Origin of the sequence: Psychromonas arctica, assembly GCF_036697365.1 — a bacterium.
Classification (GTDB): domain Bacteria; phylum Pseudomonadota; class Gammaproteobacteria; order Enterobacterales; family Psychromonadaceae; genus Psychromonas; species Psychromonas arctica_A.
In genome coordinates, this window is the sequence record NZ_JBAHZA010000007.1 from 110,587 (window position 1) to 123,023 (window position 12,437).

Consider the following 12,437-nt stretch of genomic DNA (forward strand, 5'->3'; position numbering starts at 1 on the left):
CAGAGCGGACTTTTTAATAATCATTATGCACAATCAATACTTTGTTCATTATCGCAGCAGGTTGAACAATCAACTTGTATAAATAAAAAACATAAATCCATTGACATATAATGACAAGACTACTAAATTAATAGTCACAAGACATTTAATGTCACAAATGGTTAAGGAACACGATGAATATTCATACTATTGCTACTCATTTAAATAAGTTAGCAGACGATACCGAAACCGGCTTTAATTTTGACTGTACGCCAATCAATGGTGAAATAGATGTACTACAGGTAGAAATCATTGGTCGCGAAGAGATCCCTATTTTTGTTTCTATTAGTGATAACCAAATTTTATGTATCGCCTACTTATGGGGTGAAGATGAAATTAAAACTGAACTGAAAGCGAATATGATGGAAGCAATGTTAGAAATGAACATTCCAATGCCATTATCAGCTTTTGCTAAAGTCGAAAACAAATATGTTGTTTTTGGCGCGCTATCGATTAATTCAAGCCTTGAAGATATTGAGCTTGAGCTTGTGACTTTGAGCGATAATAGCCTTGAAGTAATTAGTGAAATGGATAGTTACTTAAAATAATTTGGAGTGAACAATGAGCATATTTAAAAAGATTATTACTGCAGTACGTGGTGGCGCAACTGAAGCCGGTGAAGCAATTGTTGACGCTAATGCGACACGTATTTTCGAACAAGAGATCCGTGATTCTGAAAAACATATTACGATTGCCAAACGCGACTTAACTGAAGTAATGGCAAAACAAATGCAAGCAGCACGTGAACTAGCACAACTGCAAGCAAGCATTAAAGAGCATGAAGGTTACGCAATGCAAGCGCTTAACCAAGGCAATGAGGCGTTAGCAATTGAAGTGGCAGAAAAAATTGCTGAATTAGAAAGTAGTGCAGCTGACCAACAGCAAGCAAATGAAAGCTTCTTAAATAGCGCAGATCGCTTAAAAGAGCTGATCAAGAAAAGTGAGCGTCAATTAACTGAATATAAACGCCAGTTAACGATGGTAAAAACCACTGAAAGCGTGCAAAAAGCAACATCAGCAATTACTGATAACTTTTCAGCGAGTAATTCTAAACTACTGAATGCTAAAGATTCATTAGAAAGAATTAAGAAAAAACAAGCTATGTTTGATGATAAACTCAAAGCAGCTGAGCAGTTAGATGCAGAAACACCAGAGCAAACATTAAAAAGTAAACTGCAAGATGCAGGTATTGGCGCACAACAAACTAGTGCACAATCAGTGTTAGATCGTTTAAAGAAAAAATAAAGGCTGTTTAGTTTACGCCTATCCAAAACACGACCAGCATTTGCTCGTCGTGTTTTTTGCCATATAAAATAGTATATTACTATGTAATCTTGCTTGTTTAAGGAGCACCATGAGCTTTCTATCTTCACTGTTTAAAAAGAAACCCGCAGCACCTACTCGCGTTCTTAATGAACCTAAGCAATTATTACAAGGTGATATATTTTGTTTTGGTGATAGTTTTGCTTTACCTGAAGCGATGCGTAAGCAACAGTTACAAGTTACTGATATTATTACTGTTGAGTTTCAATACGAGCACTATATTCAATTAACTAGCCAAGGAGCCAATGATAAATTGGTCTATTTAAGTTTCCCTAAAAACCCTAAAAACTTAATTAAATGTAGTTTGTTACTAAGCCGTGCAGAGGTTGAGGCTTTGTTTGATTTAGATGCATTTTCTGAAATTTTTGAAGCGCCAGGCAAAGCTAGACTAGTACCATTAACTGAGCAACATAATTACGGTGATATGTTAGCAACTGAGTATATTCAACAAGACTTTGAAACCTCAGGTTATATTCATCAAGCTGACTATCGTGGTACTCAACCACCACAATTTACAGATCAAAACCACGGCAGAGAGTTTCAATACTTTTCGCTTGAAGGTAATAAAGAGTTACGTAGCATTGATATCTTTATTTTTGAGAATGGTGATACTGACGTTTATTTATCTAGTTTTAGACCTGCCAATGATATTGCAGAATTATGGATCAAGGGAGAGTAAAAATGCCAAACGGTGAATTACCTAAAAAATGGCAGCAATCAGCTAAAGTAGTAAAAGCAGTACAAATTGCTTTTGATATGGATAGTAAATTGCAATATAGCATCCGCCGCAGTGCACTAGATGAAGGGATTAGCCCTTCAGAAAAAATCCGAGATTTATTGGAGTTACCCACCCATAAAAAACCTAAACGTCCTCGTTTAACGGTAAGTTTAAGCGCTGACGATTATGTGCAGCTAGGATTACGCTATAACATTCCTGCTGAAAATCAGTTAGATATCAAAAAATGTGTAGTTGAAGAGTTGACTCAATTTGCCTCTGGCAGTGAATACTTTGAGCAAGCAGAATAAAAGTATATTTATTCTGCTTCATTATAAATAGTTTCAGTTCTAGATAAACAAAACGATAGGCAACACGATCCCGATAAATGCCTATTACGGTAAGCAAACTAAAAAGCATCGTTAGCTTAGGCTTAGTTACCTTAAACTTAGTTACCTAACTCTAACTGATCACTACTTTTTCACTAACAATACCGTGTAACCTAAAATCTCATCAGTCATTTCAGTTACTTCTTGAAGTACAACTACAGAACCTTCTACTATCTCTTTAACCTGAACGAGATTAGTATTAATATCATCCGCGACAGTGGCTTGCTCTTTAGCAGCTGATGCAATTTGGTAGTTTAAATCTGAAATATTGCTGACTTTATCTACAATATCCGATAATTGGATGCCAGCTTTGGTCACTTCGGTTACACCAACTTCCGCTTCTTTAACACTGCTGTCCATCAATCCTACTGCTTGTTGAGCACTTTGCTGTAATAATTCTATCATTCCTTGAATTTCAACCGTTGCATCTTGTGTACGTTTGGCTAGGTTACGCACTTCATCAGCAACCACTGCAAAACCTCGGCCAGCTTCACCCGCGCGAGCAGCTTCAATGGCAGCATTTAACGCTAATAAGTTAGTTTGATCTGAAATACTTCGGATGGTATCAACGACACTACCAATACTCTCTACTTTTATTTCAACATTATTAACAGCGGCAGCTGAATCTCCGATATTACGAGACAGAGAGTTAATCGAAGTGATAGTAGCATCAACTGCTTGACGTCCTTCTTCAGCAACTGTCGAAGCCTCTGATGTAGAAGCTGAAGCACTTTCAGCATTATCTTCCACTTCACGTACAGCTGCTGTCATTTGATTCATCGCTGTTGCTAACGATTCTATTTGATCAAACTCTTCTGCAATGGAGTCGTTGATCATCTCCATACATGAGCCAAATTGCTCTGTAACCTCATGCAACTTTCCTAAGGTATTTTTATCTTCTTCACTTTGTTGACTAGCTTCAGCTGTTTGGCTGTTTGCGAAAAAATAAAGCTGTGAAAAAGCGCCTTTTAGTTGTTCAGGTTGAGATGACTCGGGGTCCTGAAGGTAGCTCTGTAATACCAATAATTGCTTTTGGTTGCAGTAGTCCTGCCAAACCACAAAAAGACTTAATACAAATAACAAGATAAAAACGGGAAGTAGACTAAATGAAAAAAGTTGACTGAGTATGAGCGCAAGAATCGCCCCCATTACAAATAAAAGAATCCCCTTACTTAAGGCAGAAGTATTGACCAGTTGTTTTTCTAAACCGTTTAATTGTATTTTTTCCATAGAATCGCTCAAATGTCAGTAAATAATAGCAATGACTTTTAGTTAATTTCACTGCTATAAAGTAAAGGAAGATAACCATAAATAGGTTATCGGCCTTTAGATTCAAAACATTAGCTCAATCTATCGAATAAATTATCCAATTAGGAGTAAATATGAAAAGATTGTGATCTATTTACTATTATATAACTCACTTTCCTTCTTTTGTTACCCAGTTTAGTGCTCCGGCGCTAACCAATACATTTCATTTGCAACGGCGTATTGCTTTGATTGTTCGATGGCACTCAACAATGAATATTGTTTGCGTTTCACCCATTTAAAATATTCATTTCTAATTTCAATATCTTCTTCTTCTAGCGCTTGTTCATAAATCGCATCTAACATTGAAAGTTCCTGCATGCCTTGGTAAATATCCAACCATGGATAGCAATACTCAACACTACGTTGTGCATCAAATAAGTTACCAAAACTAAATCCAATCATTAAATTTGCTGCCAATAAACCTTGGTGTTGCAATAGATTTTCAATGGTTAATAAAGGCTCTGCAGACAGTTCTGCTTTTAATTTAGACCAACCTTCAGTTAATGCTTTATCTGAAAAAGCTAATAATGAATTTGAGTCATGCTCTTTCTGAGCAGTTTTTTCCAGTTTGATTAACCACTCTGTTAACCCTAATACAAAGTGACAATAGCGCGAACTATGTAACATGTTAAAGATATCTTCTTCGCTTGGTAAAGCTTGTTCTGCTAAGCGTAGATTTTTTTGAAGTTGCTTTAATTTTGGTAGCTTACGAATATAGTAAGCTTTATTCTCCAATAACTTTTGAAATACCAAACGCTCATCAACCCATGAAAAGCTTCTTGCCAACCATTGCAAATCTTCTACCCAGCTATAGCCTTTAAAAGAAGTACCCGCATCATGAAACAGATGTATATTTTGATGCAAAAACATAATGCTTTTTTGTAATTCAACTAAAGCATTAAAGTCTCCACCTTCAAGGTAGCAGTTTTCATGATATTGCAGGTGTTTGAGGCCATGTTGAAAGTTCACTGATAAGGCTTCTTTTAAGTCCATTTCCGGTTGTAAATCAGAGAAGTCGATAGGTTTAACAGCAAAACTCGCGCCTTCATTCAACATATAACCACGTTGCGCTTTACTCACATTACCTAAGCGAACCTGTGGTAATGAGGCAATATCTTTACCTAGTACAAATAATTGAGCTTCATCACCTTTAACTAATTCCAGCTCAATTTCACAAATATCTTCTTCTTGTTGTGCAGCTGTTATTTTACCGCAGTCATAAGCAACTTCGATCAAAGTGCCGTCAGGCATTTCTAATAACCAATGTAAACGTCTAAAATCAGTACTAAATAAAGGCGATAATTGAGTCTGTAATTGCTCAATATCGCAGTTATCAGGCCAAATTTTATTATTAAATAGTGCTAATTGTGGATCTAAACCCTCTATCGGTTCATTATATTCAGGTCGTTGATGCAAACCACCAATAACACGGCCTGATGTTTTAATGGTTTGTGTGCTCTGACCATCAATACGTCTAACTCGTAAGCCCATATCCATTGCTCTTAATGCACGTGTAGGGGTTTCAAAATAAACGTTATATAACATTTGATTTTTATGGGAAATGACCGTGTATTGACTGATTTTATGCAGTAATTCGTCGGCAAAGTGTGCATTGAAAAAAAATTTAATTTCTATTTCTGTTTCCATAATGTTTACCGAAATTACCCTTATTTTGATGGTTTGGATCATTTAAAATCGTAAAATTTACTGAATAATACTAAATTGATGTTCTATTGTGTGCAAAAGAAAGTTAACATGCGCGGCTGAATATAAGTCAATAGAACTAGAAAGTGGCAATAATGCCATAAAACTCGAAGGTGAATCATGCCAGTTAATTCGATATTTGGAGTATTTGCAAAATCTCCAATTAAACCAATCCAATTACACATGGACAAAGTCGCAGTATGTAGCGAATTATTGTTGCCGTTCTTTGAAGCAAGCTCGAATAATGATTGGGTAAAAGCAGACCAAGTACGCCAACAAATATCTCAGTTTGAACAAGATGCCGATGAGCTTAAACGCGAATTACGTTTAACGCTGCCTAAAGGTTTGTTCATGCCGATTGATCGAGCTGATTTAATTGAGCTAGTTAATCGCCAAGATAAAATAGCTAATACCGCAAAAGATATCGCAGGACGCGTATACGGACGCCAGCTACAAATACCAAGTGAAATTTTTGTTGATTTCATGGCGTATATACAACGTAGTTTAGATGCTATCCAACAAGCAAAAAATGCGATTAATGAATTAGATGAATTACTTGAAACGGGCTTTAAAGGCCGTGAAGTAGACATCGTCACTAAGATGATTGAAGTACTTGAAACGATTGAAGATGATACAGACTCATTACAAATCAAACTTCGCCGCAATTTGCTAGCCATTGAAGATAACTACAAACCAGTAGATGTAATGTTTTTGTACAAAATTTTAGAATGGGTAGGCAGTCTAGCAGACCATTCTGAACTGATCGGCACTCAGCTAGAGCTGATCCTAGTAAGATCTTAGCGTTAAGGACTAAATCATGGATATTTTAAACACATACGGCAGCATGTTAGTTTTGCTTGCTGGTACGGTTGGCTTTTTAATGGCTTGGGGTATTGGTGCAAATGACGTGGCAAATGCCATGGGTACATCAGTTGGCTCTAAAGCATTAACCATTAAACAAGCGATTATTATTGCAATGATCTTCGAGTTTTCTGGTGCTTATTTAGCTGGCGGAGAAGTAACATCAACAATACGTAAAGGTATTATTGATGCAGCTTACTTTATAGACCAACCTGAATTACTTGTTTACGGGATGACAGCAGCATTATTAGCAGCAGGTTTATGGCTCATTATCGCATCTTTCTATGGCTGGCCTGTATCAACTACTCACTCGATCGTGGGTGCGATCGTAGGCTTTTCGGCTGTGGGTGTTGGCGTAGACAGTGTTACTTGGGGCAAGGTTATAGGTATCGTAGGTAGTTGGGTTATTACTCCACTCATCTCAGGTATTATTGCTTACTTGATCTTTATGAGTTCTCAAAAGTTAATATTTAATACCAAAGACCCGATAACCAATGCGAAACGTTATGTGCCTTTATATATGTTTTTAGCAGGTTTTGTATTATCGCTGGTAACTATTACTAAAGGTCTTAAACATATCGGTTTGCATTTTTCGACTATAGAAGCGATTGCATTAGCTATTATTATCGGCTTTATCGTCGCGGTTGTAGGTAGAATATTTATCAACCGAGTTAAAATAGATCCACAAGCAGATAAAGAAATGCATTTTGCTAATGTAGAGAAAATATTCGCAGTACTAATGATAGTGACTGCTTGTGCGATGGCCTTTGCACATGGTTCAAACGATGTTGCAAATGCGATTGGTCCATTAGCAGCAGTGGTTAATATAGTTGAACACGATGGCGAAATTACTGCTAAAGCACAACTTGCTTGGTGGATTTTACCATTAGGTGGTATTGGTATCGTACTAGGTCTAGCTATTTTTGGTAAACGCGTAATGGCAACAATTGGCCACGGTATTACTCACTTAACGCCTAGCCGAGGTTTTGCAGCAGAATTAGCTGCAGCCTCAACCGTTGTTATCGCATCGGGAACTGGTTTGCCTATTTCTACAACGCAAACATTAGTAGGTGCGGTATTAGGTGTCGGTATGGCTCGTGGTATTGCTGCATTGAATTTAGGTGTCGTTCGTAACATAGTTATCTCTTGGGTAGTAACTCTGCCAATCGGTGCTGGACTATCGATCGTTTTCTTCTACCTATTAAAAAGTATTTTTTCTTAGAATTTAATACTTCTAAACGAAAAAGAGAGCTTAGGCTCTCTTTTTGCTTTTACTGAGCAGCAATTGCTTTTAGAATGATTGCTCAATTTATTTGTTAAGGGTTTTTCTTTTGAAATTAATCAAATTATTTTTGCTGTGTTTACTCTTCCCAATCAGCAGCTTCGCAGCAACACAATATGTAAGTGACGAACTTTCTATCTACATGCACTCTGGTCCGAGTTTACAATATCGTATTATTGGTACGATTGAGGTAGGCACTGCAGTAGATACATTAAAGTATAACGAAAAGACTAAATTCTCGCAGGTAAAAACGTCTACAGGCCGTGTTGGTTGGGTAAAAGCATCTGAAATCCAAACCCAAAAACCAGCAAAATCCTTGCTACCTGCATTACAAAAGAAGTATCAAGAGAGCCAAGATAAACTCAATACAATTAATAGTGAAAATGAAGCGGCAAATGCGGAACAAACTCAAGCAATCATCGATAAAGATAGCTTAATCGCACAATTAGATAGCGAAAAAAGAGCATTGCGAGACACCATTGCAGATTTAAAAGAACGCAATATGGAGCTAGATTTATTGCAAGATACAAAAGATGAACGCGTTAAAATGGAATGGTTAATGTACGGAGGAAGTGTTTTATTCTTTGGTATGTTAGTTGGTTTAATTATCCCATTTTTACCACGCCGTAAGAAACGTACTGATAATTGGTAAAGCACCTTTTATCTCCAATAAAAAACGCACTTCGGTGCGTTTTTTATTAGTTAATTACAATTAATACCAATTATATTAAATAAGTGATCTAAATTTTACGCAGGAAAAATGACTAAGTTCAAGGCGTGATTTAAGTTAAGTAGTTGTTCTACTTTCGAAAATTACAACGAAGAAATAAGTTATTTTAACAAGTAAAATAGATCAGTTAATTAGTGTGATTGGTATAACTCAACTATTAGCCTTTCCAATCCTGTAAAGACTCTATCGTAAAGCTTTGCCCACCTAAACGAAAAACACTCTGTTGAGGCAATATATCCACCAGCTCAACATCACCAACAAAGTCTCCTACTCGCATATCAACACCATTAATACGGATCCAGCGTTCAGCTTCATCACTGGAATAAACATGTGAATCATAGCGCATAGCCGGGACTTGCTCCTGAAAACGGTTCGGCATTTCATGAATTTCAGATGCCATTACTTCAGGTGGTTCTTGCTCGATAGTTTGTTCTCTTAATACACCATTTTTTTCTTCTTCAACAGCTAAGGCAAAGCGTTGTTTTAGCGAGTCAGGTACATTTTCTAAATCAATCTCCGATAACACCTTTTCATCTTGCTCTTTTGTATTAATTGCATCCAACTTATCTTGTGCAGTAAGCCCGACTTCATTGATTGGCTCAGGCAATACCGACTCTTGCTCGGCGGTAACCTCTGTCCCATTAGTATTCCAAGAAGGCACAGGAGGCTGTCTTATTGGTAAAGGAATTGTTTTAAATTGCACTTCACTAACTTGAGTTGCTTGTTGCTCTATAGGTGCTAATGTTTTCACAACTAAAGTAGGCTCTGGCACTAACACTTCAGACTTAGGTATAACGTTTGGAGTTAGTGTTTCCTGAGTCGGACGTAACAGTAAAAAAATAACGACACCTAACAATATCGCGATTAGAAGCAATACTGATATTATAAGTACCTTCCAACCGTTATTAGCGGTTGGCTCGACATGCAATGCAGTTGTCTGTGCCTTACTCTTTTCTAATGCTTTTAAAATGGTCGACATAATGCCTCTATAGTAATGACGGTATTTTAGGATCTAATTGTTGTACAAGTAGCATTAATGTTTGTTGCCCAGCGATACCATCTGCAACTAACCCATTATCTTCCTGAAACTCAATAACTTGCTCTTTTAACTTCCAGTCAAAACGATCTTTTTGTGTATCTGGCAGTCCATATAAACGATTAAGCTGAGCAGCTAACCACATCACTCGACCACTTTTCTCACCAAACTTTAATGGTTTTGTTACGTCAAATGGCGGTTGCCATAATAACGTTAACTCGCCGCTCCAGTATTCCGTTAACCAATCACGATCTACTATTATTTTTTGTGCTCCAATTAATAATTCAAATTGATCTTCAAAACGGTATAAAACCGCATAAATAATATCTTCATCAGAGGCTAATTCAATTACAGCAGGATAGTTTAAAGTAGTTAACCTATCCAATGAGGTATTCGTTGATACGCATAATAATGAAGCTCTACTCGCTTGCTCACAATTAGCTCTACTTAGCTCAACTTGATAACCCCATACAGCGTATAAAGTTTGTAATGCCGTTGCATACTCACCTTTAGATAAATCTAGAGCAGGGTAATTATCAAACCAAGATAAGTTATCTTGTATTAGTGGAGCTGTGGTTGATACTGGTGAATTAAACACAGCTTGTTCTTGAGTTTGTTGCTCCGCAGGTATCACATTTAAGTGTAATTCGCTGACTGTTTCAAAAGCCTGTTCAGGTTGCATTAAGTGATGCCAAATTTTCGGAGCCTGATAAGCGGTAACTGCGATAAGTATCACTAAGAACAACACTCGCCAACCGTATTTAAACAAATCTTTAGCTAGGTCTTGATCTAAACTTAAATCGATCTCTTTTACTGCTAAATCAATCATATTGGCTGTAACTTTTGGCGTGTTTTGGCTAAAAGCACACAGTAAGCTTCGATCGCATATTAGATTGATTAAACGAGGAATACCTCGACTATATTTAAAGACGCGCTTTAATAGCTTGGTATCGAAAATAGGATAACTCGCTCCAGCTACATTCAGACGATGTTGAATATAGTATTCCGTTTCTTGCAGAGTCAATGGTAATAAATGATAACGAGCAGTAATACGCTGGGCTAGCTGACGCAACTGATTTTCTTTTAGTTTTTGTTGTAGTTCTGTTTGGCCAATAAGGATAACCTGTAATGGTTTCTTATTGTTGGATTCAATATTGGTTAATAAACGTAGTTGCTCTAATACAGCAAAACTCAAATGTTGTGCTTCATCAATTAAGACAATCGCACTTCGGCCTTTTTCTAAGTTATGTAACATCCAACCACTAATTGCATCAAATAGGCTCTTTAAGCTTGCTCGTTGTTGATCATAATCAATCTTAAACTGGTCACAGATAGTCGCTAATAATTCCACCTCTGTTTGCGCAGGATTGAGTACAAAAGCAATATCTATTTGCTCTGAGATATCTTGTAGTAAGGCACGACAGACCGTAGTTTTCCCCGTTCCAACTTCACCTGTGAGCAGAACAAAACCACCATTGCCCTGTAGTCCATACATTAAGTGTGCTAATGCTTCTTTGTGTCTATCACTCAAAAAGAGGAAATCAGGATCGGGAGAAATAGAAAATGGTTGTTCTTTCAAAGAAAAGAAATCTTGATACATGTTATACCTTACACTCGAGTGGAACCATGTTCATAAGAGTCGAAATAAATAAGCTAATTATCACTATGTTAACATCATATTAAAACATATATCCGTGACAATCATTATTAATAAAGCATACAAGCTTCTGCATCTTTTAATAGTTTGGTTATAATAAGAGTATTGGTGATTAAGGGGATAAACAATGCAAGTGTTTTTGGTTGGTGGAGCAGTAAGGGACAAGTTATTAGGTATCGAAGTCAAAGACCAAGACTTTGTTGTCACGAACAGCACCCCAGACAATATGTTAGCACAAGGCTTTACTCAAGTAGGTAAAGACTTCCCTGTGTTTCTGCACCCAACAACAGGTGAGGAATATGCATTAGCCCGTACTGAGCGGAAGCAAGGAGTTGGTTATACAGGCTTCACCTGTTATGCCGGCGAAGATGTCACTTTAGAAGATGATTTAGCTCGCCGCGACCTTACCATCAATGCCATAGCTAAAGCTTCAGACGGTAAACTAATAGATCCATACTCAGGGCAACAAGATTTAGCGGCTAAAGTACTACGCCATATCAGCCCTGCTTTTAGTGAAGATCCACTTCGAGTATTACGTGTTGCTCGTTTTGCTGCACGCTTTGCTGGATTAGGTTTTGAAATTGCATCTGAAACCCTACAGCTGATGTCTGACATAGCCGCAAGTGGCGAGTTACAAAGTTTAACTCCAGAGCGCGTTTGGGTGGAGACGGAAAAAGCGCTACGCACTGATAGCCCACACGTTTACTTTCAAGTGTTACGTGACTGTGGGGCACTAGCGGCACTGTTTCCTGAAATCGATAATTTATATGGAGTACCGGCTCCCAAACGCTGGCATCCAGAAATAGATACTGGCATTCATACATTAATGGTCTTGGAGCAAGCTTGTTTATTATCAGACTCGGTAGCCTTCCGTTTCGCTTGCCTAGTGCATGACTTGGGCAAAGCATTAACGCCTGAAAGTGAATGGCCAAGCCATAAAGGTCATGGTATCAAAGGGCTAGCAGTCATTAAAAAGTTTTGTAAACGCTTAAAAGTACCTAATGAGTGTAGAGATTTAGCGTTATTAGTCAGCGAACACCATACTAATATTCACAGTGCTTTTGAATTACGCGCAAGTACTATGGTCGGCATTATGGATAAGTGTGACGCATGGCGTAAACCACAACGATTCCAGCAAATGTTGCAATGTTGCGTGGCTGACTCTAAAGGTAGAACGGGCTTTGAATTATTACCTTACCCGACTGCCGATTATATGTGGCAAGCTTTCCAACAGGCATTAACTGCTGACATCCAAGCGATTATTAAACAGGGTTTTCAAGGTGCAGAGATCAGAAATAGACTGCAGCAACAAAGAATAGATTTGGTACAAGATTTTAAGAATAATAATCCTAAACCAGCATAAATATTGGTTTAGGATTATATTGATTGAAAA

General features: G+C 37.5%; 12 protein-coding genes. 8 read left to right on the forward strand and 4 right to left on the reverse strand.

All coding sequences use genetic code 11. The annotated features are described in order from the left end of the window. Positions 1–173 precede the first annotated feature (173 nt). From V5290_RS09965 to V5290_RS09980, 4 genes are all read left to right on the forward strand, one after another. On the forward strand, positions 174–587 hold the full coding sequence (locus V5290_RS09965; RefSeq protein WP_290040161.1) for a YjfI family protein: 414 nt from the start codon (positions 174–176) through the stop codon (positions 585–587). A 13-nt stretch (positions 588–600) separates the two neighbouring features. Further along, complete coding sequence (locus V5290_RS09970; protein ID WP_333384840.1) at positions 601–1,284, forward strand: PspA/IM30 family protein; 684 nt, start codon at positions 601–603, stop codon at positions 1,282–1,284. 109 nt (positions 1,285–1,393) lie between these two features. Beyond that, positions 1,394–2,041 (forward strand): hypothetical protein, encoded by a 648-nt coding sequence (locus tag V5290_RS09975; RefSeq protein WP_333384842.1) that lies wholly within the window; start codon positions 1,394–1,396, stop codon positions 2,039–2,041. A gap of 2 nt (positions 2,042–2,043) precedes the next feature. After that, entirely contained in the window at positions 2,044–2,388 is a 345-nt protein-coding gene (locus tag V5290_RS09980; RefSeq protein WP_290040156.1) for a hypothetical protein, read from the forward strand. A 162-nt stretch (positions 2,389–2,550) separates the two neighbouring features. Here the strand turns inward: V5290_RS09980 and V5290_RS09985 are convergent, their stop codons facing one another. Together V5290_RS09985 and V5290_RS09990 are read right to left on the reverse strand one after the other, a co-directional pair. Further along, positions 2,551–3,696 (reverse strand): methyl-accepting chemotaxis protein, encoded by a 1,146-nt coding sequence (locus tag V5290_RS09985; protein ID WP_333384846.1) that lies wholly within the window; start codon positions 3,694–3,696, stop codon positions 2,551–2,553. Between the two features lie 213 nt (positions 3,697–3,909). Continuing rightward, positions 3,910–5,421, reverse strand: a complete 1,512-nt coding sequence (locus tag V5290_RS09990; protein WP_333384848.1) for a CYTH domain-containing protein — start codon at positions 5,419–5,421, stop codon at positions 3,910–3,912. A 177-nt stretch (positions 5,422–5,598) separates the two neighbouring features. On the opposite strand from V5290_RS09990, the gene V5290_RS09995 reads away from it, so the two are divergent. From V5290_RS09995 to V5290_RS10005, 3 genes are all read left to right on the forward strand, one after another. Beyond that, on the forward strand, positions 5,599–6,279 hold the full coding sequence (locus V5290_RS09995; RefSeq protein WP_333384851.1) for a TIGR00153 family protein: 681 nt from the start codon (positions 5,599–5,601) through the stop codon (positions 6,277–6,279). Between the two features lie 16 nt (positions 6,280–6,295). Beyond that, complete coding sequence (locus V5290_RS10000) at positions 6,296–7,561, forward strand: inorganic phosphate transporter (RefSeq protein ID WP_333384854.1); 1,266 nt, start codon at positions 6,296–6,298, stop codon at positions 7,559–7,561. Between the two features lie 109 nt (positions 7,562–7,670). After that, positions 7,671–8,273 (forward strand): TIGR04211 family SH3 domain-containing protein, encoded by a 603-nt coding sequence (locus V5290_RS10005; RefSeq protein ID WP_333384856.1) that lies wholly within the window; start codon positions 7,671–7,673, stop codon positions 8,271–8,273. A gap of 235 nt (positions 8,274–8,508) precedes the next feature. Here V5290_RS10005 and V5290_RS10010 read toward each other — a convergent pair whose 3' ends face one another. Together V5290_RS10010 and V5290_RS10015 are read right to left on the reverse strand one after the other, a co-directional pair. Beyond that, on the reverse strand, positions 8,509–9,330 hold the full coding sequence (locus V5290_RS10010) for a general secretion pathway protein GspB (RefSeq protein WP_333384859.1): 822 nt from the start codon (positions 9,328–9,330) through the stop codon (positions 8,509–8,511). A 7-nt stretch (positions 9,331–9,337) separates the two neighbouring features. Continuing rightward, on the reverse strand, positions 9,338–10,987 hold the full coding sequence (locus tag V5290_RS10015; RefSeq protein WP_333384862.1) for an AAA family ATPase: 1,650 nt from the start codon (positions 10,985–10,987) through the stop codon (positions 9,338–9,340). Between the two features lie 184 nt (positions 10,988–11,171). Between V5290_RS10015 and V5290_RS10020 the strand changes: the two genes are divergently transcribed. Further along, positions 11,172–12,407, forward strand: coding sequence for a multifunctional CCA addition/repair protein (locus tag V5290_RS10020; RefSeq protein WP_333384865.1), 1,236 nt, complete (start codon positions 11,172–11,174; stop codon positions 12,405–12,407). The last annotated feature ends 30 nt before the right edge of the window (positions 12,408–12,437 follow it).